This window comes from Maritimimonas sp. 2210JD6-3, assembly GCF_056591795.1.
In genome coordinates this window covers 20047-46585 of record NZ_JBWQOJ010000010.1, presented here as the reverse complement: position 1 = coordinate 46585, position 26539 = coordinate 20047, and the positions used below count along the sequence as shown (strand labels likewise).

Genomic DNA, 26539 nt, shown 5'->3' with positions numbered 1-26539 from the left:
AAAGAATCGCCTTATCACTTATACCCAACATGATAGTTATGAATAAAAAATATTTTCATATCAATAAAAACAGACTTGTCTTTTATTTATTCTTTTTATTAATGGCAATCAGTTTGAGTTGTAAAAATGAAAAAAATACATCTTTTATTGAACTTAATAAGGAAGACAGAAAAATAACAGATTCTATAATAGGTTCGTCTATAGAAAGATATTATGAGAATAAACAATATGATTCAATCATTGCAATTAACAAGAAAGTTGTTGATTTTATGAAAACTAGGCCTTACCTAAAAAACCTTGCAAATTCTGGGTTTTATGAAATAGGAAAATTATACACAAAACTTGAAAAACTAGACTCAGCAACTATTTATTTTAAAAAAGCTATTGTTTTTTTTGAAAATGAACCTAATCAGATAAGTCAATATCCATCGCATTATATGCGCAATGTATTGGGTATCATTGCAGTTGATAAAAAGACAGGAGATTATGACAAAGCCATTAAAACACTATACAATGCTCTGGTAAATTTGAATGGAAAAAGACCTGATTTAAGAAGTAAATTATATTACCATTTAGGATACACCTATTGGTATTCTAAAAATTTTGCCAAAGCAGAAGAGATGTTTCGAAAAGCCTTACAAATACCACAAAAAACGGAATATATCAAGCATACTAGTTATACAGGATTAGGAGATGTTTTTCTATATAAAAATAAATTAGACAGCTCTTTATATTATTTTGAAAAAGCAAATACGTATTACAAAGGAAGAGAATCAAAATCGAATTTTCATAATAATGAGTTAAACAAAGCTGATGTATACATTAAAAAAAAGGAGGTAGCAACTGCAAAAAAATTAATACTAGAAGCTAAATCATATTATTTAAAAAATGATGATTTTTATAATATAGGGAGAATCTATTTATCATTAGCGGAGATAGCCTTTATAAATAAAAAAAATGATTCAGTAATTTCTTTTCTTGAAAAGGCAAAGCCTTTAATTGAAAAAAATGGTTCCTACATGCGTAAAGAACAATTATATTATAACTTTTCTAAATATTATAAAGAAATAAACAAACCAAATCTTAAAAAAGAATACGACATAAAATTAAACGAAATAATAAGCTCTTTTGATGATATTAAAAAAAGAAGTTTAGTTGATGTATACGAATTAAAACACCTCAACGAATTAAATGAGTTTAAAATAAAAGCTCAAGAAAAACACCTACAGTTAAAAGAAAAACAAAATAAATGGTTAATCGCTGGGTTGCTCTTCTTATTTTTATTAATGATTCTATTATTTGTTTTATATAAAAAATGGTCAAAAACTCAAAAGAAATTAACCAATGAAAAAGTAAATACCCTAATAGAAGCCCAAAAAGTAAAAACCATACAATCTCATTTAGAGGGTCAAAATAATGAACGAAAAAGAATAGCTAAAGATTTACATGATAGCATTAGTGGAAACTTAGCTGCTATTAAAGTAAAACTGACCAATATTGAAAGTGATTCTGATAAAATAAAAACGATTATTTCAAATATTGATGACACCTATAATGAGGTTCGTCAAATTTCTCACAATCTATTACCTAAAGAAGCTGAACAACAAAATTTTACTCAACGTTTATATAGCTTAATAAATTTATATAAAACAAAAAAATTACATATTGAATTTGATGTTTTTCCTATTGAAGAAATCAATAATACTGATGCCACAATTCAAGTAGAAATTTATAAGGTTCTACAAGAATTAATGACGAATATCACCAAGCATTCTAAAGCTTCTGAAGCCATAATAAACATCACTGCTCATGATAATTTTTTAAATATCTTAGTAGAAGATAATGGTCTCGGATTTAATAAAAGTATAATATCTTCAGGAATTGGTTTACAAAACATTTCTTCACGCGTAACTACTTTAAAAGGGGCTTTAGAAATTGATTCATCAAAAGGGAGAGGAAGTACCATTACTATTAATATTCCAACACAAAACAATGCAGAAAAAGATTAGATTATTTATTGTTGACGATCATAAAATGTTTTTAGAAGGTATCCAATCTATTTTTAATGATGTTTCTTTTATTGAAGTAATTGCAACCGCAAAAAACGGAGTAGAAGCATTAAAATTATTGAACAATTTCAACCCTGATGTTATAATTACAGATATTGATATGCCAGAATTTGATGGTATTGAACTTACCAAGTTTTTAAAAGAAAAATTCGATACAATAAAAATTATTACTGTAAGTTCTCATGCTAAAGGAGATATTATATTTAAAGCTATAAAAGCAGGAGTTAATGGCTATATTTTAAAAAATACTGGCAAAGCAGAACTCTTAAAAGCTATTACACAAGTATATGAAGGAGAAAATTATTATACTGAAGAAGTCAAAAAAATTATGGCTGATAGTTTGTTTAATCCGATAAAAGTAGAAAAAGAGCTTGTAAAATTAAGCAGTAGAGAGAAAGAAGTACTTCGGTTGATTTCTCAAGAAAAAAACACACAAGAAATAGCAGATGAATTATTTATTGCATTTAATACTGTTGAAGTTCATCGAAAAAACCTAATGCGAAAAATAGGCACTAAAAATATGGTAGGCTTGGTGAAATATGCTATACAACAAGGTATTATTAATTAAACAATTGAAAACATTAAAGTTGAAAATTTTAATAGAATAAAAACATAGCAAGTGTGCTAACGCAAAGGTAGATATCTATTCAAAAAGAGATACTGTAAGGGTAAATCTCTTAAATCAATTAACAAAGTATTATACTGCTATAGATTAATAAAGATGTCAAATTATATAATGAGATAAGAGTTGAGAATGCAATTGAAATTCAAGTTGATGTTTAATATTATGTAAAATAGAATCTCGATGTTAAACTTGGCCTCATAAAATTTTGGTTAAAACAATAGGAGAAATGAGCGTCCATATTTTAGGGGTTTAGTAAGACAGTTTCTAAAGAGTTTCAATTATACAATGGATTTCAAAACAATGTTAACCAGTTAGAATGTTTCCTAAAATATAGCGAATGAGCCGTTAATTGTTTCCAAAAGTTTATGCAGCCTTGATTTTTTGTTTCTTTTGCATCAAGGCAAAAGATAATGGAAACACGAAAAAAAGGATTAATTGGAGTTCTAAATATAACAAGTGCATAGAAATTATCTCGCAGAGTAATTTTATGCTCTTGTGGCAAGCTTACGAGAATCTAGTAAAATTTTTTATTACGTACATTTATCGAATACACGATTTTTAATAAGAGCAAAAAGGTTAGCTTTTATTTTGGCGTTGGCAAGCGTTGGATAATTGTGTGTAAAATAAATTGCCAAAGCAATTTGATTTTATAAAACAATCAAGCGCTTGGTAGCGGCTATTTTACATAACGGCTAATTATAGATACATAATGTTTTAAAAAACTCTGCGAAGCAAACCGCTTAATAGTTTAATGACCCAAGTTCTAATTATTCTTATGAAATCGAATGCTTCTGGGATATTTTACATAATACTACATTATAGCTATCAAATGGAAACAAAGGCTTAAACAACATAATGAACATTTGTACTATAATGTTCTGCGTTATGTTACTTTGCTTTGGAAAAGCAAAGAATGCTAACGTAGTTTTCTTCGAAAAAATCTCTTCTAAAAAGCTTCTTTCAAAAAGTTAATGAAACACTCTTTACCCGAAACGACAGTAGGAGAGTAAGGGAATGTGTGTAGAATGGCAAAAGAACTATCTGTTTCTACTTTTTTTGTGAATAAAAAAGGGAAAAACCCTCTTTAAAAAGGGGAATTTTCCCCTTAAAAAAATAAAGAAGTATTTATTATTTTGAGATTCTATTAAAAAAAACAGAATTGTTTAAAACCAAATAATAACTTTACCACTATGAAAAACTATCTCAGACTTTTTGCTTTGTTATCTTTAATAACATTCTTTTCTACTTGTGAAAAAGAAAAACTTATTGATTTCGAACAAGATCAACAAGTAAAAAGTAATATTCGCTTAAGAAGTGTTAAAATATCAGAAATTTATGATGTAAAAGAATTTTTAGATTCTGAAAGTAATAATGATTTTTTTAAAAAGTCTAAAGAAAATGGAACGGCTTTCGATTTAGATAATATCTTAGAGACAATAGACTCATTAGATAGGACAAATTATTCATTTAGGTTTACTTTACCCGATACGCCTTTGGGAACTTTTTATAATCTTATTGTTGGTAAAACCTCGGACGGACAATTAAAAACACCTTATGTCCTAAAGTATAAATGCGATGAAGAAAATTTACCAGATTATATAGCTAGTGATTTTAGTTTTAGCGCGTTTAAAGGAAAAGTGGGTATTCATAAATATACAGACTATTTCGAATCTGATTATTTCTTTAAAAATGACTGTCAAGAAGAATATGATCAATATGGAGATCCTATCCCTTGTGAAGAACCAACTGTTGACGGTACTGGAGGTGGTTCTAATGGAGGCGGTTCAGGAGGTAGCGGCTCAGGTACTGGAGGATCTTCTGGAGGTACATCGGGAAGTGGTTCAGGAGGTAGTAGCGGAGGAAGTTCTTCTGGTAGTGGTTCAGGTGGTGGTAATTGTCAATGGTGGGTAGAATATATACCAACATCTCCTTGTCCATATCCTAACAGCTACATAATGGATATGTGTTTGGCTCCATTTTTAATAATTGAATGTGATGATCCAGCACCGAAGCCAACTGACGCAAAAAATGATGAAAACTGCCCAGGATGTCCTTATCCTGATGGTAGTGCAACTGGTGTTAATTATTCTAGAGGAGTGGTAAAACTAGAATATTTAATGAACAATAAATTAACGCTAGCTGAGCTAAACTTTTTGAATAGAAGATCAGATGTAACAAGCACTATGATCGGATATTTTATGGAGTATCAAAATACTGAGGAAACTCAAGACTTTGTTGCTGCACAGTTAAAACTTGAAATGTTGACTGAAAACCCTCAGTGGAAACAAGAAACAGGTTTCGTTGCTGGTCGACCAAATTTAAAATATACGCATTTCTATCAACAGAATGATCAATATAATCATTACTTACTAGAAGATGGTTCTTATGTCGTTTCTAGTCCTATACCTTTAAACTTAAATAATGATGGTTCATTAAGTGCTTCAATGATAAGTGAGGTCTCTGAAGATTCTTTTTGGTATATAAAGCCTGCTGACACTAACGAATGGTCAAATTTCATTCTACCAAAAATACCAAGTTTAGCTAAGGAACTGGAATTAATGTTTGCACTAGGAGGTCAAGAATTTGCCAAAATTATAGGTCGTTATGTATTACCAGTTGAAGATATAATGGTTATTATTTCAGGAAAAGATTTAGATGGAAATGAAGTGAGTAGATGGCAAGCAGCGGGCTTCTTGGTTATAAGCGTTGTACCAGGTAGCAAAGCATTTAAATTAGTAAAATTTATCCCATCCGACATTTTAACATGGGGTAAAGTACTTGTGGTAAATGGTAAAAATACTAGATATACATTTAATGTAGTCAATGGTGTTGTTGACTTTGGTAGTTATAATAGTTCAAGATTGAGAGCCGCATTAGGTATTACAGGAGATGCAACTAAACAAGCGCATCATGTATTATCAAGGAATCTTAGAACTCATCGTACAATTCAAAAGGCTGCAAGATTCGCTGATAACCCCTTCCATATTGACGAAGTATTAAACGGTATACCAGTCGCTAGTTGGAGAAATCAGCCCAATCATTCTATATATGATGGGAGAATTAGAAATTTATTAGATAATATACCCTCAAGCTTAAGCCCTGAAGACACATATAACAGACTACTTGATATTATTGATAACGTAGGGAATATTATACAAAATAACCCTAATACTCATTTAAATGATTTGATTTTTTAATTATGGACTATTACCGAATATTAGATAATATAGACTTAAAAGTAATAGGTCAATACCCTCAAATTGAGGAAGCTATCTATGATTGTGATCCTCTTGAAGATCCTATCTTTATTGATAATATTAATTATAAGAGGATAGATTTTATTCCAAAAATACCGATTGGAATATTAAATAAAAAAGCCAAACTTACTGATTGTTTGAGTTCTCCTGCAATGGGGTATGCTTCGAAATTAATAATAAGTAAAAAGCTTAAAGAAATACTACAAGAATTTGAAAGAGATAATTTTCAGCTATTTGAAAGTAAGGTTAAATTAACAGGAAATATCTATGTTAATTATTGGATTCTAAACCCTATTACATTTAGTCATAAGAATATAGATTATGATGATTCTGATATATGCTTAATAACAAGCTATTTTGAAAGAGGTGAAAAGCTAGATATAAAATCATCTTTAGATTTAAAAAAAGAAATAGAAAGAATTAATAAAATGGGGTATCCTTATCAGCTAATGATACAGAAATTACAGATAAGAAAAGATGGTAGCGATCATTTTTTTGCTATAAATGAAATTCGTGGTGGGGTAGGATATTTTGTTTCTGAAAAGCTGAAAAGTGAGTTAGAAAATAAAGGCATTACTGGTTTAAAGTTTGAAAAAGTTTAATTAATAATATTGAAATTTTTAAATTGATTTAAGTTGATGGAATTTGCACAAGTTATTACTGGATTGTTTTGGATAAAAAAGTATAAATTCAAAGAATAATAATTTTATAATCTATTTAAGATTGGCCTCATAAAATTTTGGCTAAAACAATAGGAGAGAGGAGCGTAATATTTTAGAGGGCGAGAACTTAATTATATTGAGTTCTCGTTTTTTTAATTGAAGTTCTGAACAATCTAAAGCGTTCAAATGTTTTCTAAAATATAGCGAAACGAGCCGTACATTGTTTCCAAAATTATATGCAGCCTTGATTTTTTGTTTCTTTTGCATCAAGGCAAAAGATAGAAATTAACAACTCCAAAGCTTAATTTCTATTTTACATAATATTAAACGACAAGGTTAAAAAGTTTCTTTTGAAGCAGAATGTGAGCAAGTGTATAGAAATTATCTCGCAGAGTAATTTTATACTCTTGCTTAAAGCTTGCATAAATGTTAATGAGATTTTTTTACTACAGAATATTCAATTCTAGACGAATGCTTAATACGAAGCTAAAAGCATTTGCTTTTTTTGGCGTGGGCAAAGCGGCTGAGAATTGTGTATAAAATAAATTGTGAAAACAATTTGATTTTATTTCAACAATAAGCGTTTGCGCGCGGCAATTTTACATAATGGCAAATTATAGATACAAATGCATTAACGTAGCGCAGCGTACCGATTAAAAAAGTTTAATGGCCCAAGTTCCAATTATTCTTATGAAAACAGATATTTCTGGGATATTTTACATAATATGGAATTATAGCTATCAAATGGCATACAACACATAAACAACAAATATTGACATTTGTACTATAATTTACATTATGTTAAATAAACTATTTTAACTAACCCGTTGTGCATTTTAAATAATGTTTATTTTTATATTGTTGATGTTTCTTCCAAAGATAAACCTGTTGATGTATTGAATTGTTGTCAGTGCAGTTATTTTGGATAGTATTCTTGTTTTAAAACCTTCAAAGGACTTGCATAGTTACGTCTTATCATGAACTGGTCACATAGTTACGAGAACAGCGTCTCTATCCGCTTTCTTGATTTTCTAAAAGCAAAGGGTTGTTTTTTGTGGTTGTATTGGCTGACTCTCATTGGTGTTGAGAGCTTTATATTGCAACTCTCAAAAAGGTTAAAATACTTCCAATATTCTTTCGTAATTTGCATTTAGGTTGTTAATATTTAATGTTTAGTGGTGAAAACAATTTACAGATTATCAGTAAAATGAACAACTTTTTTAGTTTAAATCATAATGCACAACGGGTTTTAACTACTCATATCCTAGTAACTCTATTACAGTCAAAGAAACGCTTTAACTACTGCGCTATGGGATTAATCATAACTTTATCAATTAAGCCATAAGCACAATCTATGACCATTTCTAAAGGATTACGACACTCGAAACAATCTTCAATGAATTGCTGTCGTAATTTATCTGTTTCTACCCAAGTAGATATTTCATTAAAACAATACGGACAATTAAATTCATGTACTTTCATAGCTAAATGATTTGTAGGGTTAATAGCTAATGGTTTCATTAATAACGTATTAATAAGCATGTTAGTATAAATCAATAACTACGCCTCTTTTTAAAGGGCTATTTTTTTTCAAGAGCTCTAAGCCTTAATATAGCTGCTCTTGCCATAGAACCCTTGGTATCTATCCTTATAATTTTTTGATAATTTCGTATTGCTTTTTCTTGAAGTTTCGCATTTTCTTGAGCAAAAGCTAACTTGTATAGTGGTACTACCGAATTTGGAAAATTTTCTACAATCATTTCTAAAATAAAAAGCCCTCCTTCGGTATTACCACCTTGTAGTAAATGTTGTGCAGCGCGATCAAATTCTGTTTGAAAGTCATAATATCTATAAGCTTTATCATGTGCAATTTTTGCACCATCTATCTTTAATTGTTCATACTTTCCAGCAATAAATAACTCTGTTAAATGTTGCATCGGATCTAAAATGAATCCATCCTCTTTATAATTTAATGCAGCCTCTAACACTGGATCTTTGTTTGTCTTATAATCTGCATAACTCATATCTGCTGCAATATTTGGTACCGTTGCATCACTATTCTCCCATTGCGGATAATCTTGCCACCAAGCAAATGATAAATATGCTGTTAATTTACTATTTGGCAATCGTATAGGTTTTGTATCTCCATAAAAATTCACATTCTCTGATGTAGGTTCACCTACCAAAATTGCCTCTGTATATCTGTTGATTTCGTTCGTTAAATTTTGACATGCCGAAAATGTATCACGACCTATTATAAAAAAGAAATTACCTCTTTTATTGATCTTAGGTCTTGCCATAATTCCTTTTATTAAAGGCATATTATTATAATTATTTCCCCCACCATTTAGTCGTACGTCATAAATAAGTTTATCTATGCTATTTGTATCTATATATTCAAATAAACGTGTATAAAATACTGATAATGTTTCAATACGATCATCGTTAAAAACAGAACTTTGACGTACATAGACTGTGTTGCTGTTAGGTAATTGTTCAAAATAATAGTCCCTTTCACCCAAATACTTTAAATATAATGGTATTTTATTGGTATTTCTTGCAGATACCCATTTGTCTGTTGTCAAGGTAAAATTGAAACTTTTAGGTTTCTCTTGTAATGCAATTTTCGAAAATGTATAATCAAAAGTTCTTCCTTCTTTCTCTAAGGTAAATTTCACGGTATTCGACCTTTTCAAAATCACACCTTGTGTATGTAGTACATCAGGAGACGCTAAGAACCGAAGTCCATAGGCTTTAAAATATTGATCATTTTCAACTGGAACCACAGGCTTAATAAGTTCTAGAGCTTTATCAATTGGTATATCTCCTATTTTAAGAACTTTCGCTCCCAGTGCACTTACATGCTGTTCTACAGTTCCTTCAATATAAATGCCATCATTAAAATGATAAAAATTTATAGGTAAGATTCCGTTTTTGGCTATGGTACTAAATGGAATCTGTGTATGCCCATATTTAAATAAAGAAACAATTCGAGCCATAGCAACTGGTAATTCATGAGTTTCTAATGAAGGCATTTCAGCATGTAATTTGGCTACTTCACTATCAAAATCGGCAGCACTTATTTTTTTAAATAAAAAAGGAAAATCTTTATGAACTGTATTTTGTAAATATTTTAAATCTTCCTGCCATTTTGAAGCTGTAATGATCTCTTGAGCATGTAGTTTTGAAGATGATACAAGTAAAATTGTAAAAATAAAAAAGATGACTAGAAATGAGTATCGAGTTTTCATGTAATTATTATTGATGTATTATTATTTAATAACAAACTTATCATATTGTTATACCATTCTAATGAAAAATGAACTGAACTGTCAGATTCTTTGGTTCAACTGTAGCATTCTCTATTTTTTTAATGCTAAGAGCTGCCTAGAAAAGAAACTTTAGTATTTTTGTTGATTTAGAGCTCTTATTTTGAAATTTACTCCTATACTATTAGCATCGTTAGCACTTATTATATCTTCGCTTGCCTTTTCGCAAAATGATAAAGTGTTGATCTTTTCTAAAACTGAAGGTTATCGTCATGCCTCTATTGAAATTGGTATTGAAGCTATAAAGAAACTTGGTAAGGAAAATAGTTTTGATGTCTTGGCCACCGAAAATGCAAAAGTATTTATAAACGATAGTTTAAAACAATTTAAAGCAGTGCTATTTTTAAATACAACTGGAGATATATTTAATAAAAAACAAGAAGAAGCTTTTAAAAAATATATACAAAACGGTGGTGGTTTTGTTGGTGTGCATGCTGCAGCCGATACCGAATATGATTGGTCATGGTATGGCAAATTAGTTGGTGCTTATTTCAAATCGCACCCCAAACAACAAACAGCTTCCGTACAAGTAAGTACTATAAAGCATCCTGCAACAGCTGAACTTCCTAATCCTTGGCAGCATTTTGACGAATGGTATAATTATAAAAATATAAGTATTGGTCTTACAGTGTTAGCTACCTTAGATGAATCAAGTTATAAAGGAGGAGAAAATGGAAACTATCACCCTATTTCTTGGGTTCAAGAATATGATGGTGGTAGAATGTTCTACACTGGTCTTGGGCACACAAAAGAAGCATATACCGATACACTTTTTTTAAAACATTTATTAGGAGGTATTCTTTATGTTATAAAAAACTAACTAGTAAGCAATAAGTTTATCAAGCTCTTTTTCTAACCTATTTTTAGCCAAATATTGATTTTCTAGTTCTTTTTGAAAAGGTATTGGTGTTTCTAAACTTGCAACTCGTCGTACAGGAGCGTCTAAATATTCAAAACAATTTTCCATAATTAATGCCGAAATATCACTGGCAATACCACCAAACATAGAGTCTTCTTGAACAATTAGAACTTTTCCTGTTTTCTTTACGGATGTATAAATAGCTTCTGTATCAAGTGGTTGCAAAGAACGGAGATCAATCACATCGGCTGAAACGGATTTTTCTACTACCATTTCTAAAGCCCAATGTACTGCAGCTCCAAAAGCTATAATACTAATAGCATTACCTTGTTTTAATACTGATGCCTTACCAAATGGAAGCGTATAATAATCAGTTGGAACGTCTTGACGGATACTTCTATACAATGCTTTATGTTCAAAAAACAGTACTGGATTAGGATCTTGAATGGCAGTAGCTAACAATCCTTTAGCATCATACGGAAATGCAGGATAAACAACTTTTATCCCTGGAGTTTTCGTAAACCAGGCTTCATTCGTTTGACTATGAAATGGTCCAGCCCCTACTCCTGCTCCACATGGCATTCTAACGACCACATCGGCTTGTTGACCCCAACGATAATGTGATTTTGCTAATAAGTTCACAATAGGATTAAATCCAGAACTTACAAAATCTGCAAATTGCATTTCAACAATCGCCTTCATACCATTAATAGACAATCCATACGCCGTAGAGACAATAGCAGATTCACAAATAGGTGTATTTCGTACTCTATCTGTTCCAAATTCTTCAGCAAAACCTTCAGTAATTTTAAAGACGCCTCCATACTCAGCTATATCTTGACCCATAATTACTAAGTTATCATGACGTTGCATTGCTTGTTTCAATCCATTAGAAATGGCATCTATAAAACGAATATTTTTTGTTTTTGAATTTAATTCAACTCCTTTATAATCAAAGTATTTGTAAGTGTCATTTAATTCAAATTCTACAGTTGATACTATTTCCTCTTCCTCAATAGCTTTTTTCCAATGTTCATTAATTTCATGTGTTAGTTGCTCCTTTAGTGTTACCTCATTTTCTTTACTTAGAATCTTTTTGTTACGTAAAAATTCTTGATAATTTTCTAAAGGATCTTTTGTTGCCCAAGCATCTATTAGTTCTTGCGGAACATATTTAGTGCCACTAGCCTCTTCATGGCCACGCATTCTAAAGGTTTTAAACTCAATAAATACAGGTCTAGGTTTTTTTCGCAGGCTTTTAGCAATTTCATCCACTTTTATATATACCTCTAGAATATTATTACCATCAATAATATGAGATTCCATGCCATATCCTAAAGCTCTGTCAGCTAAGTCTTTACAATTGTATTGCTCTTTTGTAGGTGTTGATAGACCATAACCATTATTTTCAACACAAAAAATAACTGGTAAATTCCATACGGAGGCTACATTTAATGCTTCATGAATATCTCCTTCACTTGTACCGCCTTCCCCTGTGAAAACTGCACAAACCTTGTTATTATTTTTTAGTTTATTGGCTAGTGCAATACCATCAGCAATCCCAAATTGTGGTCCTAAATGCGATATCATACCTACAATATTGTATTCTTGGGTACCAAAATGAAAGCTACGATCTCTACCTTTAGTAAAGCCACTCGCTTTGCCTTGCCACTGCGCAAATAATCGATACATAGGAATCTCTCTTGTAGTAAATACCCCTAAATTGCGGTGCATCGGTAATATGTATTCATCATTTTCTAAAGCAGAAGTAACACCAACAGCAATAGCTTCTTGACCAATACCACTAAACCATTTAGAGATTTTTCCTTGGCGTAATAATATCAGCATCTTTTCCTCGATCATACGAGGTATCAGCATTTTTTTATAAAGATCGAGAAGAGTTTGGTTAGTTAATTTTTTTGAATTGAAATGCATCTAAAATAATATAAGCAATTTCAAAAGTAACTAAATTTTGATTGCTTAAATTGAGATATAAAAAAAACTTCTGTATAAAAATATAGAAGTTTTAATCATTTACTTTTTTTTGCAATGAGCTAAACGATATAATCGTTAAATATTTGATGCATCAATCTTTTTTTATCATTAATAACTTCTTCTAATGATATCGATGTTTCTGTACGCTGAACCCCTGTAATATTATCAATATCAAAAATGATATCTTTAGCATGTTTCGTATTTTTTGCTCTCACTTTACAAAATATAGTAAACTTTCCGGTTGTTAAATGTGCTACGGTTACTTCAGGTATTTTATGAAGTTGCTCAATAACTCTATTAGTTAAAGAAGAATTTTCAAGTAACAGTCCAACATAAGCAATAAAGGTATATCCCATTTTATCATAATCAACAGTTAGTGTAGAGCCTTTAATAACACCTTCATCTTCCATTTTTTTGACCCTAACATGTATGGTGCCAGCCGATACTAACAATTTTTTCGCTATATCTGTAAAAGGAGTTCTTGCATTTTCTATAAGAATATCTAAGATTTGGTGATCAATTTCGTCTAATTTGAACTTCGCCATATTTCTTTTGTATTTGGGGATTTTATGCAAAAATCTTGCTTTTTTTGATGAAAACCCAAAAATTTAACTCATATTTTTAAGAAAACGTTTTAGCTGTGAGTAATCAGAAAAAGATAAGTCACTTTTGTCCTCTATAATATCTGCATTATAGTTTGACAAGTTTTGAATATATTTTATTTCAGGTTTAAAAGTGATAGTTCCGTTCTCAAGAATTTCCTTATAAACAAACCCAACATCTACCCTTTCATTATTAGATTCTATGAATATATTTTTATAGATTTTGTCTAAATAATATTCGGTGTTGTTTGGAATGTTAAAATATTGATGATGATCGATATTCTTTTTCTCTGAGCTTATATAATTTAAGCCTTGCAATAAACTTAAAAAAGTATAATAGCGAACATTTTCACGCAAGTAATCTTCTTTTTGATGCCCTGATTCTATTAGCACAGTATGATGCCCAAGTTTTTCAAAGTTATCTCCTGTAGCATTTGGGTAAAACTCGTCACTATAACGCCCTATATTGCCAGATATAATATTTTGCATAAAGTTATTAATAGCAACAATAACACGCATGGTTTCTTTTCGGCTTTTAGTAAGTGTACGTTCTTTATTCACCGATGGAGCTAAAAAAGATAAGGTTGCGGTTTCTTTTGAATCACCAACAGAAAAAATTGTTCTTTGATCATGCAGATTAAAGCAATATTTGGGATTAAAACTCTCTAAGGTATGACGCAATAACTTGCTTTCAGGTTGTGATAGGTCAACTGCGTCACGATTTAAATCCACTTCATTTGCGTTTAATCGTGTATATTTCTCGGCTCCATCAGGATTTAAAATAGGGATAAAGGCTATAGTGCACTTTTTACATATTTGGTCTGTCAAATCTTTTAAAGTTCCAGGATTAGCAATAAAGTTTATGAAGTCGAAAAGTGCTTTTGTGCCCGTGCTTTCATTGCCATGCATCTGAGACCAAACTAATACATGGGTAGTACCTGTGCCAATTTGATAACGATACACGTTTTTTTTATTAACCGACTCACCAATTTTCTTTGCCTTTAATTTAAAAAGTAAAGGTTGAATTTCAGTTAATGTAATATAACGCCCGTATAGAGATCGTTCTTTTATCGAAGAATATTGCTGTGCTATTTTTTTAGATTCAATTTTTATCACAATGCAAATGTAAATAAAGTTAAATTTACATTTGTAAACATTTTAGTTGTCTAGCTAGAAATTTAAAGATTTATAATTTGCATTATTTTCATTAAAAATATTTATTTGTTTTTAATTATTTAATAATCAATAAAATATTATATTTTAAGTTAAGTATAAGTTTATAAAAAATATCGTGTTTTATATACGATATCTATTCTTTTTTAAAATTTTAATTTACATTTGTAATCAAAATTATGTATGATAAATAGTGCTGATTTTTCTTCTAGATTAAAAACCATTATGAAGTTCTACCAGCTGAGTTCAGCAAATTTTGCCGATGAAATTGGTGTACAACGCTCAAGTATTTCTCATCTACTTTCTGGTAGAAATAAACCAAGTTTAGACTTTGTGATGAAGGTCTTAGATCGGTTTAACGATGTTGAGTTATATTGGCTATTAAACGGTAAGGGAGACTTTCCGTCAAAGAATGTTAACCAACTACAAAACTCTGTTCCTATTTCTGCTAAACAAGAAACTACTCAGTTTCCTGAAATTAAAGAAATAGATAGAATCATTATATTCTATAATGATGGAACTTTTGAGAATTATATTCCATAAAAAATCCCGCTCACTATTTGCGGGATTTTTTATTTATGAATTATATTAATTTATTTTGTATTGAGATATATCTTACTTTCATTATTTTTTAGAAATACATTAAATTCTTTTAAACTCTCATTTCCCATATCTATATCTTTTATCTCGTTAGTGAGTTTCATAAACTTTTCTGGTGTCATATTCTCTCCTAATATACGTACTAAGGCAAAACCTTGCTTTTTATCTGATGCGTATAATACCACTTCGTCAAAATTTACAGTATTCTCATCTCCTTTATATTTTAAAACAAAACTTCTACCTTTATCATTCACGCGCATTAACTCGGTATATCGCGTATTTTTAAGTATCTCTTTTACTTTTTTGCGTTCTACCTGATATTCTGCTTCATTACTCCCGTTCTTTTTAAATGCTAAAACATTTAATTTCTTTAATGATTTGTATGCCTCTTCAGCTTCTGGCGACACGTTTTCTTTAAGAGATATAATACTCGCAGGAATATCTACAGATAAAAAGTTCTTATTATCTTGATTATCTATATAATATTTCTGTAAAGAAGCCTCACTTCCAGCACATGATGCTGAAATTATCAATAAGATAATAAAGCTTGTAATATATGATGTGAATTTTTTCATCTTAATTCTTCTTTTTAACATTCTTTAAATGTTCACTACCTTGAATGTTCATTTCTTTTGTGAGTTTAGATATCTTGTTTAAATCGATATCGCCAGTAATGGTCATAATTACAGCTTCTGGCTTACGTTCTTCTCCTCCCATATGCTTACTAATACCTTCAACAAACATAAAAAGCTCACTTACATGATCGGCATCTTTACCTTCTTTAATATATATCTTTACATTCCCTTCTTTATCCTTTATACGCATTAATTCTGAAAGCTTTGTAGATTTTAAATATTGGTTTACTTTAGCTTTCATTTCGGCAGCTATACTAGTACTTTCAGTAGCTAAAACACGTAAATTATCAAGGCTATTTACAAGTTCAATATATTCTTTGGCTTCTGGAGTATCACCCGAGACTTTTCCTAATAGCTTAAAAGTACTTTTGTTTACTTTTACTAATGAAACATCTTCCATATCCTCGAATTTATCAAATATTGATTGCGAAAATGCGGTGAGTGGTAATGCTGCAATCATTACGAGTAGTAAAAATTTCTTAATATTCATCTTTTCTATTTTATTTATAATTGTATTCATTTTTTTAATTTTTAAAAATTATTTAAACACTTTATTGTGTGCTTTATCAAATTGATTTAATCCTTTAAGTGCAACTTGATTTCCTTTATTTAAGTTTTCAGAAATCATATTAAAGGCTTTTTTTGTTTCTAAATAAGCCAATTCTGCTTCTCTTCGTTCTTGATCAGAAATATTGCTTCTCGATGTAGCATCATAGAAATACACACTAAAAACTAAAAGAACCGATGCCGCGACAGATAACCACCAAAAGTTTGCCTTAGGTTTTAGTGGAATGGTTTTCGTAAACCGTTCATTTCCACTCATGTCAAAATAATTGAATAATGCTTTATATTCATGCAAGTGCTCTGCTATATCTTCTTGAGAAAAATAGTCTTTTAAGATAGCTTCTTCTTGTAGTGTAGTCTCAGCATTTTCATACTTTTCTAGTAACTGCTCTATGTTAGCTAATTCCATAGTTATGTTGTTTTATGAGTTGTTCTCGTATTACTTTTCTGGCTCTTGACAATGCAACGCGCACTGCTGTAGGTTGTAAGTCAAGAATCTTGCCAATTTCTTCAAATTCATAGTTTTCAATATCTCTAAGTTGCATGATCATACGTTGTTTTTCAGGTAACCTTGTCATCAGTTCATGTACTTTAGATACGCTATCATCTAATTCTACTTTACGCTGTAATGAAACTGTAGTATCTTTGTAATTACTATGTACAAGCGTTAAATTATTCGATCTTTTCGCTTTTAACTGATCAAGACAATAGTTTTTAGTCATAGTCATGGCAAAAGCTTCTACATTTTTATACCCTTTCAGTTTCTTTTTATTTTTCCAAAGCTTTAAGTATAATTCTTGTGTTGCGTCTTCGGCTTCATCATTAGAAACCAATAGGCGCTTTGCAAGCCTATAGACTTTATCTTTAAATGGTAAAACAGTATGTAAAAATTCTGACTGCTTCATTGAGTTTGGTTTGATTGTTGTGTATTAAATATACAAATACAACTTTACGACGACCAAGTCATAACTTTGTTACAAAAGAGCAAGTTTTTTTTTTAACTTGCGACAAATTATATATTAATTATAACTAAAAGAATTATGAAGAAAGCGTTATGGGCTATACTAGCCTTTACTTTATTTTTATCTGCATGTAGTAGTAATGACGATGTTGAACCAACTCCCACACCTGATCCAACTCAGGTTAATGTTACTTTAGACAACCCAATAAATAATTTTACATGGAAAGCCATGAATTCATGGTACAATTGGCAAGGACAAGTACCAAATTTAGCAGATTCTAAAGATGATGTGCAAAATGATTATTATACATATCTAAACGGTTATTCCGAACCTAAAGATTTATTTGAAAGTTTATTATTTAATGCTGGTAATACAGATAGATTTTCATGGTTTATAAAGGATTATGTAGAGCAACAACAAGCTTTTCAAGGTATTACTAAATCTTTTGGCTTTAGATTACAAGCCGTTCAAATTAACTCAGAAGGGTCTATAATTTTTTATGTAAGGTATGTTTCACCAGATTCGCCAGCGGATAATGCAGGAATAAAACGTGGTGATATTTTTAATGCAATAGATGGGATCAAATTAAACTCAGATAATTATAGTGCAACAGTTGGAAAACTTTCTAATGAAACTGTTACTTTGTCTTTTGTTGAAAAAAATGGAGTAACTGAAAAAGGAGATAAAACTATTACAGCAGCTGTGGTTGCTGATAATCCTGTATATTTCACAAAAGTATTTGATAATATTGGAGGAAAAAAAGTCGGATATTTAGTTTATAATGGATTTAGATCTTCATATAATGATGAATTGAATGAAGCATTCGGAGAATTAAAGGCAGCTGGAGTGCAAGAGTTAGTTTTAGATTTAAGAATTAATGGAGGTGGTTCTGTTCGAACTTCAGCGTATTTGGCAAGTATGATTAATGCCGCAGCAGGTAACGACAGATTTGCCAGTTTAACATTTAATTCAAAGCATGCAAATCAAAATAGTGATTATGAATTTGAAAATACTTTAAATGTATATAATTCTGATGGGGCAAAAACAGGAGAACAAAGTATTAATAGAATTTCTGGGTTGAGTACACTTTATGTTTTAACTTCCAGCAGTACAGCTTCAGCTAGCGAAATGATTATAAATGGTCTTCGCCCTTTCATGACCGTAAAAACTATTGGAACAACTACATTTGGTAAGAATGTAGGATCTATTACTTTGTATGATTCTCCCTCTTCAGATTATACCAGTTCTCAAAATGCTAATGTTAGTCATAAAAACGCAATGCAACCTATAGTGTTTCAGATTTACAATAAATTAGGTCAAAGTGATTACACTCAAGGATTTGACCCAAATATAGAAGTTAAAGAGTACCAATTTTGGGATAATATTTTACCTTTTGGTGATGAAAATGAAGTCGTTTTAAAAGCTGCTTTAGATGATATAAGAGGAGGTGCAACAAAGTCAAGTTTTAAAGCACATAAAGATGTAATTTCAAAAAGGGTTAAACCATTGGAGTTAAAGTTTGAAAACGAAATGTATATTGATGAAAGTTTCTTTGAAAATAAATAATTGTATCAAAATATTTTTTAAAAACTCGCTTAACGGCGAGTTTTTTATTTTAGCCGTATGAGAATTGATAAATATTTATGGGCCATACGTTACTTTAAAACGAGAAATCAAGCTGCAATTGCTTGTAAGAAAGGGCAAGTGCGTATTAACGATCTAATTGTAAAACCTGCTCGTGAGGTATATGTTGGTGAGAAGATTATGATCCGTAAGAATCAAATAAATTATCAGTTAAAAGTTTTAGATACCCCCCCAAACCGTGTGGGTGCAAAACTCGTAGATATCTATAGAAAAGATACCACACCCAAAGAGGCTTTTCAAAATCAAGATCTATTAAAACTTTCTCAAGATTACTACAGAAAAAAAGGTGCAGGTCGTCCTACAAAAAAAGATCGAAGAGATTTAGAAGATTATACAGATTTAGATTGATAATTCAATATATTTGATGGTAATTAATTTTCATGATGAATAAATCGGTTATTTTAACAGACCAAGAAATCAAACATAAAATAAAACGTATTGCTTTTCAGATTTATGAAAATAACTCTACGCAAAAAGAGGTAATTATCGCTGGTATTGCCACGAATGGTTATGTATTAGCAAAAAAACTAAAAACAGTTTTAGAGCATATTTCTGATTTAAAAGTTACACTTTGTAAAGTAGCGTTAGATAAAAAGAACCCGTTAAAAACTGTCACGACTTCTCTAGATGTAACTGACTATAAAAATAAGTCATTGGTTTTAGTGGATGATGTACTTAATTCTGGAACCACGTTAATGTATGCTATTCGTCATTTTTTAGATGTGCCGCTTATAAAATTTAAAACGGCTGTTTTGGTCAATAGAAATCATAAAAAATATCCAGTAAAAGCAGATTTTAAAGGTATTAGCTTATCAACTTCTATGCAAGAACACGTTACAGTTGACTTTTCGCAAAAAGAAGCTACTGTATTTTTAAGCTAATTTCATCTACAATTTCTTCAATATTTTTTTCATCTATAGTAATTATAATATTGGCTTGTTCATAATAGTTACTTCTTTCAAATATATGTTTACCAATAAATTCTTTTAAATCTTCTTCTCGTATGTTTTCTAAGAGGGGTCTTGGTGTTTTTGATCTTATTAACCTATGGTAAAGTGTATTAATGTTTCCCTTTAAATAGATTGAATATTCGTTTTTAATGATAATTTCAATGTTATTTGCATAACAAGGTGTGCCTCCACCTACAGAAAGCACAAAGTCATTTTGTGTATTGAAGAGTTCTTTTAGATATTTATTTTCGATTTTTCTAAAATAGATTTCACCTTTATCATTAAATATATTTTCAATTGATTTACCTTCTTTTTGTTCTATAAAATGATCTAAATCTAAATAGTTTAGAGTTGCTTTTTCTGCTAGATATTTACCAATGGTAGTTTTACCACTTCCCATATATCCCATTAATATTATTTGCATAAAAATTTGATTTATAGCTTTGTAAAAATGAGGTCAAATATCGCATAAAAAAATATTAATGATTTACTTGTTTAATTAATATTTGATAGTATCTTTGCATCCGAAATTTGAATGACCTGGTAGCTCAGTTGGTAGAGCATCTCCCTTTTAAGGAGAGGGTCCTGGGTTCGAGCCCCAGCCAGGTCACTTTACGTAATAAAAAGTTAAGCAAATTTGCTTAACTTTTTTAGTTTAAAATGCTTTTTTGCGCACGTGGCGGAATTGGTAGACGCGCTAGCTTGAGGGGCTAGTGACCGTTTAGGTCGTGGAAGTTCGAGTCTTCTCGTGCGCACTTTTTGTAAGTTACTCTTTGTTTTTGACACTAATAATATATGGTATCCTTTTTGTATTATTTTAACAAATTATTAGTGAATTATTAGTATCATTGCTCATGCCAAAAAAAATACTTAGTATTCTAGTAATAGCCTTTACTTGTGTTACTATGATAGCACAAGTAAAAACTGTTGATTCTCTAAAACAGTTGCGCGGTAAAATTATTAGTGTAACAGATGAGAAACCCTTGCAAAGCGCCCATATACTTAATTTAAACTCTGTGGTAGGTACTACGACCAATAGAGAAGGTTTTTTTGAGATTCCTGCAAAAGCAAATGATACGGTTTATATATCTTATGTTGGCTTTCAATCGATAAAACTAAAGGTAACAAAAGATCTCTTAAAGGGTAATGAATTAGTTATTTCTATACATGAAAAAACTGTAAACATTAACGAGGTAACTGTGAAAGCACATAGACTTATTGGAGTTTTGGTTGTGGATGCTGCCAGCGTAAAAATGGATAGATTTAATCGTATTCAAATTGATGGATTACCACAAGCGTACGAAATTGGTCGACCAACGGCTCAGGATTATGGAGGTGTTGTGAATGCCGTTTATAATCCGATAGATTTTTGGTATAATAAATTAGGAAAAAGACCTAAAGAACTTCGTAAGCTTAAAAAATTAAAACAAGAAGATCAATTACGTGATATTATGGAAGAGAAATTTAGCAGAGAAATTCTGTTAGATTATATGGACATGAGTCGTAAAGATTTAAATGATCTTTTGAAAGAATGTAATTACTCAAGTCGGTTTATTCGTAAAGCAAGTGATTTACAAGTTATAGAGGCCGTGTTAGAATGCTATGAAAGTTATAATGCTTTGAAAAAAGGTAAAGTTCAAAAAGATAGAGTTCGCGTTAATAACCAAAAAGAAAATTAAAAGAGCTCACAAAATATGAGCTCTTTTAATTTCAAAATTTATCTTATTTTTTAATTATTACCTAGAATAAGTGGCAAACCATCTCCTCCACTACCCACAACTACAACTTTAGAATTTGGAGATTTTGAGAGTTCTAAGGTAGCTTCAATACCTTTATCTCTTAAAATCTTATCCGTTAAAGAAGCACTTAAAATTCTATTTGCATCTGCCTTACCTTGCGCCTCAATGATAACTTTTTCAGCCTCTTTCGCTGCGGTTACCAATCTAAACTCATATTCTAAAGATTCTTGTTCTTGCTTTAATTTACGTTCAATAGCTTCTTTTATAGTCGGTGGTAACGTAACATCACGTACTAAAACCTCGTTTAGCTGTACATATTGTTTCTCAAGTATTTTTTTTGTCTCTGTAAAAATTTCATCTTGAATTGCATCCCTTTTACTAGAATATAATTGTTCTGGCGTATAACGCCCTACAACACTTCTCGCAGCACTTCGAATAGCGGGCTGTATTACGCGTTGTAAATAATTTTCTCCTAAGCTTTGGTGTAGATTTCCTAGATCTTCATATACAGGTTGATACCAGGCAGAAGCGTCAATTTGAATTTCTAATCCGTTTGAAGATAATACTTTCATTTTTTCAAATAGCTCTTGTTGTCTTACTTCATATATATGCATATCATTCCAAGGCGCTACAATATGAAATCCTTCTCCATAAGTTTTGTCTGTTACAACACCATCAGCAAATGTTTTATATAAAACACCTGCTTGACCTGATCCTATCGTTACGGCAGATTTTGTGAATAAAATAACTGCTAATATTCCTATAATAATAATTGGCAATCCTAATTTTGGGAAATTGAACTCGGGTCTATTACTCATAATTTTTTATTTGTTAATTAATCTCAAAGGTAAAACTTTATTATATCTTACCGTAATACTTTCTTATAAACCATTCAAGACTCAATAAAATTGCTATCATACCTAATAGCCATTTCCAATCTAGTAACGATTGTTGTTGTATTACACTTTTTTGAATTGATTTGATAGTATCATCATTATCAAGTGTATTTAAAAGTGATTCATAATTTGAAATATGATATGCCTTACCATTAGAGATTTCGGCTAAATTTTTAAGAGCTTTTACGTTGGCGTATGTAAATTGTTGTTCAATATTATAATCAAGTACTGAAAAAGAACCACTTTTTTTAACACCTTTTCCATCAGAAACCGTAAACGAATATTCACCTTCCTGTAGATTAGATGTAGCGCTTATATACTGTTCTTGCGCTAATCTAAAAGGATAGTTTTTAACTTCATTCGTTGTGGTGTTTCTAACAGAAAGATTGAGTTTAGCACGATTATCGATTTCATAATTATTATCAAAATAAGTTGCATTAACGACAAAAGCATCATTTTTATATAGAATTGGTTCGAATACTAAATTTAACCGATCTAAGTTCTTTTTTACAGTCAAGTACTGAACTAATTTATTAATAAAAGCATCGAATTCATAATTGGCATTATTTTGTGCATGCTCATATACTCTCCATTTCCATAAGCCTTCACCATCCAATAAAGCTCCCCTCCTATCATTATTAATGTATGTTGCTAATAAAGGTTTGTTGGTTTGAATACCATTGATCGATTGAAAAAGTAAAACATCATTAGATGCTGAAAAAGTTAAATCTCCAAATTTTGAGTTTAAAGGAGGTAGATTTGTAAAATTAAGATCATCAATAACAAAAGGTGTAAAACTAGGATTTTTAACGGCAAAATATTCTTCATCCTGATTAATTACACTTTTTCTAAAATTGCTTTGAGCGTTATTTAAGAAATTCCAATCTGTTTGCGTTCCAGTAATCGTGATGTAATTAGCATTTACATCTGTAATATTTTCAAAAACTGATTTAAAGGTGTTATTTGGCTGATATACGATGCATAATTGATAGTTTGTAACGTCTTTTATTTGAGAAGGTTTAATAATTTCTACCGAACGTTGTTTGTTGCTCTCTATAGCACGCTTTAAAGCACCTAAGTCTGGATGTAATATAGCACTTACCACAGCAATTTTTGCTTGTTCATCAATAACTTCAAGACTAAAACTTTTTTGATTATTTATACTATTCTTTTCATTTGCTATTTTTGTTAACTGGGCGCTATACCTATGTAACCCTACAGCATTTGCAGATAGTTTGAAGGCAATTTTTTCTGAATTATTTTGTGGAGATAATTGAACATTTTTTTTAAATACGGGGGTGCTACCTTTAAATACTGTAAGTGTTGTATTAATAGTACGATCACCGTTATAGTTCGCAAATAATTCAACAGGAAAAGTATTATTTAGAAAACTATATCTATTTACATTTAGATTGGTAATTTTTAAGTCTTCATGTTGAACAGTATCACCTACTATAACTGGATGTATTTTATTTTTAGATTTGAAATATGTATAATCATTACCCTTAGTATGGTTACCATCGGTGATTAGAAGTATATTCGTATTATCTTTATATAATTCATTTAATTCAGTTAGTGATTTAGATATATTTGTAACACTTGCATCTAAAGATATCGTGTCTTTTTGCTGTATTCCGTCATCAAATATAAAATAGGAGATATCAAACTTATCTTTTAAGTTGTCATTAGCTTTTATTGATTCTAATATAGCACCAATCTTAGCTTCTTGTTCAAGATGTTTTATTGACTGCGAATTATCAACAGCTACCACCAATTGCGGTTTTTCAATTTCGAGCTTAGTAGTTTTAATTTTAGGGTTAATAAGCAATACCAGCAGTATAAAAATGCTTAAAAAACGTAAAAAAGTAAGAAGAATATCAGTTTTAGATCTACTTTTTACCTTATAAAAATATTGAAAAACTGCAATTGCTAAAGAAACAATTGCAGCTAAGAGTATATATAAGTATGTACTCGTTTCCAATATAGATTAGGTTAGCATTCCTCCGTCAACATTCAATGTTTGCCCAGTAATATAAGCTGACATGTCTGAAGCTAGGAAAACACATGCATTAGCAATATCTTCTGGCGTTCCTCCTCTTTTAAGCGGAATGGCCTCTCTCCAAGTTTTTACAGTTTCTTCAGGTAAGGCACCCGTCATTTCAGTTTCTATAAAGCCTGGTGCTATCGCATTACAGCGTAAGTTTCTTGAACCTAATTCTAGTGCCACTGATTTTGTAAATCCTAAAATACCCGCTTTCGAAGCAGCATAATTTGATTGGCCAGCATTTCCTTTAACACCAACGACTGAACTCATATTAATAATTGAGCCTGATCGCTGTTTCATCATTGGTCTAATAACAGCCTTAGTAAGATTGAAAACTGATTTTAAATTGACTTGAATCACTTTATCAAAATCTTCCTCACTAATACGCATAAGCAGATTGTCTTTAGTAATTCCAGCATTATTAATTAAAACATCTATAGCACCAAATTCTTCGATAACATTTTTAGCAAGCTCTTGTGCCGCTTCAAACTCAGCAGCGTTTGATTGATATCCTTTTGCTTTTACTCCATGATTTTTTAAAGATGTTTCTAATTCATTAGCAGCTTCTACTGAAGAATTATAGGTAAAAGCTACATTTGCACCATGTTGTGCAAATACTTCAACAATACCTTTACCGATACCTCTTGTTGCGCCTGTTATAAGAGCTGTTTTATTTTCAAGTAATTTCATTTCTTTAGTTAGTTAAATTTCATTTCAAATATACTAAAATAGTTATGCTGAATAGATTATATTAATTTTAGATTTTGTTAAAAATGACTTATAAATACAAACTTTTCTAAATAAATCATTGTCAAATATGGATAACTTAATAGTATAAAATCATAAAAACGGTATTAGTGTCCAATACATACTAAAAGAAAATGAAGAAAATGGATTTGATTTCCTCAATGCCATAACAGACTTTTTAAATGAAAAATGAAAAGATTAAGACTTGATCCTTTTTTAGTTTTACTAGTTAACGAAAAAAACCTGTCAAACGACAGGCTTTATTTTTTTCAAATTCAATCTGGATTGAATTAGCCTAGTACTTCGGCTACTTTCTTCCCTATTTCTGCAGGAGAACTTACTACATGAATTCCATTTTCGGCTAAAATTTCCATTTTTGCTTGTGCTGTATCGTCTTTGCCACCAACAATAGCACCCGCATGCCCCATGGTTCTTCCCGCTGGTGCTGTTTGACCCGCAATAAAACCAACAACAGGTTTTCTATTACCATCTGCTTTTATCCATTTAGCAGCATCTGCTTCTAATTGCCCACCTATTTCACCAATCATGACAATACAATCTGTATCATCATCATTCATAAGCATTTCAACGGCTTCTTTGGTTGTTGTACCAATTATTGGATCACCACCAATACCAATAGCCGTAGTAATACCTAATCCTTGTTTTACAACTTGATCAGCAGCTTCATACGTTAGTGTACCTGATTTAGAAACGATACCTACATTTCCTTTTTTGAATACAAAACCTGGCATAATACCTACCTTTGCTTCCTCTGGAGTGATAACGCCTGGGCAGTTAGGCCCTACTAATCTACAATCTCTATCGGCAATGTAAGCTTTAACTTTAACCATATCTGCCACTGGAATTCCTTCAGTAATACAGATAATAACTTTAATACCTGCATCAGCTGCTTCCATAATTGCATCAGCTGCAAAAGCTGGTGGTACAAAAATAATACTTGTATTTGCCTCAGCTTTTTCAACAGCTTCAACTACAGTGTTATAAACGGGTTTATCAAGATGAGACTGTCCTCCTTTTCCAGGCGTAACACCACCTACTACATTTGTGCCATACTCAATCATTTGACCTGCATGAAAAGTACCTTCACTACCAGTAAAACCTTGAACTATTATTTTTGAATTTTTATCTACTAAAACACTCATTATGAATTTATATTTTAATTTATT

At 30.7% G+C, this 26539-nt stretch carries 24 protein-coding genes, 2 tRNA genes and 1 pseudogene; 12 read left to right on the top strand and 15 right to left on the bottom strand.

Going from position 1 to position 26539, the window contains the following annotated elements; all coding sequences use genetic code 11:
• Positions 1-38 precede the first annotated feature (38 nt).
• From AC1EUY_RS06565 to AC1EUY_RS06550, 4 genes are all read left to right on the top strand, one after another.
• Positions 39-2009, top strand: coding sequence for a tetratricopeptide repeat-containing sensor histidine kinase (locus AC1EUY_RS06565; RefSeq protein WP_480194711.1), 1971 nt, complete (start codon positions 39-41; stop codon positions 2007-2009).
• Positions 1993-2637, top strand: coding sequence for a response regulator (locus tag AC1EUY_RS06560; RefSeq protein ID WP_480194710.1), 645 nt, complete (start codon positions 1993-1995; stop codon positions 2635-2637). The genes AC1EUY_RS06565 and AC1EUY_RS06560 overlap by 17 nt, the downstream gene beginning before the upstream one ends.
• 1247 nt (positions 2638-3884) lie before the next feature.
• Complete coding sequence (locus tag AC1EUY_RS06555; protein WP_480194709.1) at positions 3885-5891, top strand: AHH domain-containing protein; 2007 nt, start codon at positions 3885-3887, stop codon at positions 5889-5891.
• Positions 5892-5893: 2 nt separating this feature from the next.
• Entirely contained in the window at positions 5894-6553 is a 660-nt protein-coding gene (locus tag AC1EUY_RS06550; RefSeq protein WP_480194708.1) for an imm11 family protein, read from the top strand.
• Positions 6554-7449: 896 nt separating this feature from the next.
• On the opposite strand, the pseudogene AC1EUY_RS06545 reads toward AC1EUY_RS06550, so the two are convergent.
• From AC1EUY_RS06545 to AC1EUY_RS06535, 3 genes and pseudogenes are all read right to left on the bottom strand, one after another.
• Positions 7450-7730, bottom strand: a pseudogene (locus AC1EUY_RS06545) (transposase); the annotation flags it as partial.
• 182 nt (positions 7731-7912) lie between these two features.
• A complete protein-coding gene (locus AC1EUY_RS06540; protein ID WP_480194707.1) occupies positions 7913-8134 on the bottom strand; it encodes a zinc ribbon domain-containing protein in 222 nt (73 codons plus the stop codon).
• A 59-nt stretch (positions 8135-8193) separates the two neighbouring features.
• Entirely contained in the window at positions 8194-9864 is a 1671-nt protein-coding gene (locus AC1EUY_RS06535; protein WP_480194706.1) for a tetratricopeptide repeat protein, read from the bottom strand.
• 181 nt (positions 9865-10045) lie between these two features.
• Between AC1EUY_RS06535 and AC1EUY_RS06530 the strand changes: the two genes are divergently transcribed.
• Positions 10046-10762, top strand: coding sequence for a ThuA domain-containing protein (locus tag AC1EUY_RS06530; RefSeq protein ID WP_480194705.1), 717 nt, complete (start codon positions 10046-10048; stop codon positions 10760-10762).
• Here AC1EUY_RS06530 and AC1EUY_RS06525 read toward each other — a convergent pair whose 3' ends face one another.
• The 3 genes from AC1EUY_RS06525 to AC1EUY_RS06515 all read right to left on the bottom strand — a co-directional run bounded on the left by AC1EUY_RS06525 (position 10763) and on the right by AC1EUY_RS06515 (position 14514).
• Positions 10763-12736, bottom strand: coding sequence for an alpha-ketoacid dehydrogenase subunit alpha/beta (locus AC1EUY_RS06525; RefSeq protein ID WP_480194704.1), 1974 nt, complete (start codon positions 12734-12736; stop codon positions 10763-10765).
• Between the two features lie 119 nt (positions 12737-12855).
• Positions 12856-13341: an Lrp/AsnC family transcriptional regulator gene (locus AC1EUY_RS06520; protein ID WP_480194703.1), complete on the bottom strand. Its 486-nt coding sequence runs from the start codon at positions 13339-13341 to the stop codon at positions 12856-12858.
• Positions 13342-13404: 63 nt separating this feature from the next.
• Positions 13405-14514 carry a M14 family zinc carboxypeptidase gene (locus tag AC1EUY_RS06515; protein ID WP_480194702.1) on the bottom strand — a complete coding sequence of 370 codons (1110 nt, stop codon included), beginning with the start codon at positions 14512-14514 and terminating at the stop codon, positions 13405-13407.
• 240 nt (positions 14515-14754) lie between these two features.
• On the opposite strand from AC1EUY_RS06515, the gene AC1EUY_RS06510 reads away from it, so the two are divergent.
• Positions 14755-15114 carry a helix-turn-helix domain-containing protein gene (locus tag AC1EUY_RS06510; protein ID WP_480194701.1) on the top strand — a complete coding sequence of 120 codons (360 nt, stop codon included), beginning with the start codon at positions 14755-14757 and terminating at the stop codon, positions 15112-15114.
• A gap of 50 nt (positions 15115-15164) precedes the next feature.
• Here the strand turns inward: AC1EUY_RS06510 and AC1EUY_RS06505 are convergent, their stop codons facing one another.
• Genes AC1EUY_RS06505 through AC1EUY_RS06490 form a run of 4 tightly spaced genes read right to left on the bottom strand, consistent with a single transcriptional unit; the run spans position 15165 to position 17275 of the window.
• Complete coding sequence (locus AC1EUY_RS06505) at positions 15165-15746, bottom strand: DUF4252 domain-containing protein (RefSeq protein ID WP_480194700.1); 582 nt, start codon at positions 15744-15746, stop codon at positions 15165-15167.
• Between the two features lies 1 nt (position 15747).
• Entirely contained in the window at positions 15748-16326 is a 579-nt protein-coding gene (locus tag AC1EUY_RS06500; protein WP_480194699.1) for a DUF4252 domain-containing protein, read from the bottom strand.
• Positions 16327-16344: 18 nt separating this feature from the next.
• Complete coding sequence (locus AC1EUY_RS06495; protein ID WP_480194698.1) at positions 16345-16779, bottom strand: hypothetical protein; 435 nt, start codon at positions 16777-16779, stop codon at positions 16345-16347.
• Positions 16766-17275, bottom strand: a complete 510-nt coding sequence (locus AC1EUY_RS06490; RefSeq protein WP_480194697.1) for an RNA polymerase sigma factor — start codon at positions 17273-17275, stop codon at positions 16766-16768. Before AC1EUY_RS06490 ends, AC1EUY_RS06495 begins: the two co-directional genes overlap by 14 nt.
• A 135-nt stretch (positions 17276-17410) precedes the next feature.
• Here AC1EUY_RS06490 and AC1EUY_RS06485 point away from each other — a divergent pair, with 135 nt between their 5' ends.
• From AC1EUY_RS06485 to AC1EUY_RS06475, 3 genes are read left to right on the top strand one after another with little or no spacing between them, the layout of a single operon-like run.
• Complete coding sequence (locus AC1EUY_RS06485; RefSeq protein WP_480194696.1) at positions 17411-18898, top strand: S41 family peptidase; 1488 nt, start codon at positions 17411-17413, stop codon at positions 18896-18898.
• A 57-nt stretch (positions 18899-18955) separates the two neighbouring features.
• Positions 18956-19324 carry an RNA-binding S4 domain-containing protein gene (locus tag AC1EUY_RS06480; protein ID WP_480194695.1) on the top strand — a complete coding sequence of 123 codons (369 nt, stop codon included), beginning with the start codon at positions 18956-18958 and terminating at the stop codon, positions 19322-19324.
• Positions 19325-19359: 35 nt separating this feature from the next.
• A complete protein-coding gene (locus tag AC1EUY_RS06475) occupies positions 19360-19857 on the top strand; it encodes a phosphoribosyltransferase family protein (protein ID WP_480194741.1) in 498 nt (165 codons plus the stop codon).
• On the opposite strand, the gene AC1EUY_RS06470 is transcribed toward AC1EUY_RS06475, so the two are convergent.
• The gene (locus AC1EUY_RS06470; RefSeq protein ID WP_480194694.1) at positions 19838-20350 is read right to left on the bottom strand and encodes a shikimate kinase; all 513 of its coding nucleotides are present in this window, start codon (positions 20348-20350) and stop codon (positions 19838-19840) included. The genes AC1EUY_RS06475 and AC1EUY_RS06470 overlap by 20 nt on opposite strands.
• 113 nt (positions 20351-20463) lie before the next feature.
• Here AC1EUY_RS06470 and AC1EUY_RS06465 point away from each other — a divergent pair.
• From AC1EUY_RS06465 to AC1EUY_RS06455, 3 genes are all read left to right on the top strand, one after another.
• Positions 20464-20536, top strand: a tRNA-Lys gene (locus AC1EUY_RS06465).
• A gap of 60 nt (positions 20537-20596) precedes the next feature.
• Positions 20597-20681 (top strand) — tRNA-Leu (locus AC1EUY_RS06460).
• 150 nt (positions 20682-20831) lie between these two features.
• Positions 20832-21605, top strand: a complete 774-nt coding sequence (locus AC1EUY_RS06455; RefSeq protein ID WP_480194693.1) for a carboxypeptidase-like regulatory domain-containing protein — start codon at positions 20832-20834, stop codon at positions 21603-21605.
• Between the two features lie 50 nt (positions 21606-21655).
• Here the strand turns inward: AC1EUY_RS06455 and AC1EUY_RS06450 are convergent, their stop codons facing one another.
• The 4 genes from AC1EUY_RS06450 to sucD all read right to left on the bottom strand — a co-directional run bounded on the left by AC1EUY_RS06450 (position 21656) and on the right by sucD (position 26515).
• Positions 21656-22483, bottom strand: a complete 828-nt coding sequence (locus tag AC1EUY_RS06450; protein ID WP_480194692.1) for a prohibitin family protein — start codon at positions 22481-22483, stop codon at positions 21656-21658.
• 40 nt (positions 22484-22523) lie between these two features.
• The gene (locus AC1EUY_RS06445; RefSeq protein WP_480194691.1) at positions 22524-24542 is read right to left on the bottom strand and encodes a VWA domain-containing protein; all 2019 of its coding nucleotides are present in this window, start codon (positions 24540-24542) and stop codon (positions 22524-22526) included.
• Between the two features lie 6 nt (positions 24543-24548).
• Positions 24549-25295, bottom strand: coding sequence for a 3-oxoacyl-[acyl-carrier-protein] reductase (fabG, locus tag AC1EUY_RS06440; protein WP_480194690.1), 747 nt, complete (start codon positions 25293-25295; stop codon positions 24549-24551).
• Between the two features lie 347 nt (positions 25296-25642).
• Positions 25643-26515, bottom strand: a complete 873-nt coding sequence (gene sucD, locus AC1EUY_RS06435; protein WP_480194689.1) for a succinate--CoA ligase subunit alpha — start codon at positions 26513-26515, stop codon at positions 25643-25645.
• Positions 26516-26539 lie beyond the last annotated feature (24 nt).

Bases quoted from the DNA above. Each gene is read 5' to 3' on its own strand.
- AC1EUY_RS06565 (WP_480194711.1), top strand. From the start codon at position 39: ATGAATAAAAAATATTTTCATATCAATAAAAACAGACTTGTCTTTTAT.
- AC1EUY_RS06560 (WP_480194710.1), top strand. From the start codon at position 1,993: ATGCAGAAAAAGATTAGATTATTTATTGTTGACGATCATAAAATGTTT.
- AC1EUY_RS06555 (WP_480194709.1), top strand. From the start codon at position 3,885: ATGAAAAACTATCTCAGACTTTTTGCTTTGTTATCTTTAATAACATTC.
- AC1EUY_RS06550 (WP_480194708.1), top strand. From the start codon at position 5,894: ATGGACTATTACCGAATATTAGATAATATAGACTTAAAAGTAATAGGT.
- AC1EUY_RS06540 (WP_480194707.1), bottom strand. From the start codon at position 8,134: ATGAAACCATTAGCTATTAACCCTACAAATCATTTAGCTATGAAAGTA.
- AC1EUY_RS06535 (WP_480194706.1), bottom strand. From the start codon at position 9,864: ATGAAAACTCGATACTCATTTCTAGTCATCTTTTTTATTTTTACAATT.
- AC1EUY_RS06525 (WP_480194704.1), bottom strand. From the start codon at position 12,736: ATGCATTTCAATTCAAAAAAATTAACTAACCAAACTCTTCTCGATCTT.
- AC1EUY_RS06520 (WP_480194703.1), bottom strand. From the start codon at position 13,341: ATGGCGAAGTTCAAATTAGACGAAATTGATCACCAAATCTTAGATATT.
- AC1EUY_RS06510 (WP_480194701.1), top strand. From the start codon at position 14,755: ATGATAAATAGTGCTGATTTTTCTTCTAGATTAAAAACCATTATGAAG.
- AC1EUY_RS06505 (WP_480194700.1), bottom strand. From the start codon at position 15,746: ATGAAAAAATTCACATCATATATTACAAGCTTTATTATCTTATTGATA.
- AC1EUY_RS06500 (WP_480194699.1), bottom strand. From the start codon at position 16,326: ATGAATACAATTATAAATAAAATAGAAAAGATGAATATTAAGAAATTT.
- AC1EUY_RS06495 (WP_480194698.1), bottom strand. From the start codon at position 16,779: ATGGAATTAGCTAACATAGAGCAGTTACTAGAAAAGTATGAAAATGCT.
- AC1EUY_RS06490 (WP_480194697.1), bottom strand. From the start codon at position 17,275: ATGAAGCAGTCAGAATTTTTACATACTGTTTTACCATTTAAAGATAAA.
- AC1EUY_RS06485 (WP_480194696.1), top strand. From the start codon at position 17,411: ATGAAGAAAGCGTTATGGGCTATACTAGCCTTTACTTTATTTTTATCT.
- AC1EUY_RS06480 (WP_480194695.1), top strand. From the start codon at position 18,956: ATGAGAATTGATAAATATTTATGGGCCATACGTTACTTTAAAACGAGA.
- AC1EUY_RS06475 (WP_480194741.1), top strand. From the start codon at position 19,360: ATGAATAAATCGGTTATTTTAACAGACCAAGAAATCAAACATAAAATA.
- AC1EUY_RS06470 (WP_480194694.1), bottom strand. From the start codon at position 20,350: ATGCAAATAATATTAATGGGATATATGGGAAGTGGTAAAACTACCATT.
- AC1EUY_RS06455 (WP_480194693.1), top strand. From the start codon at position 20,832: ATGATAGCACAAGTAAAAACTGTTGATTCTCTAAAACAGTTGCGCGGT.
- AC1EUY_RS06450 (WP_480194692.1), bottom strand. From the start codon at position 22,483: ATGAGTAATAGACCCGAGTTCAATTTCCCAAAATTAGGATTGCCAATT.
- fabG (WP_480194690.1), bottom strand. From the start codon at position 25,295: ATGAAATTACTTGAAAATAAAACAGCTCTTATAACAGGCGCAACAAGA.
- sucD (WP_480194689.1), bottom strand. From the start codon at position 26,515: ATGAGTGTTTTAGTAGATAAAAATTCAAAAATAATAGTTCAAGGTTTT.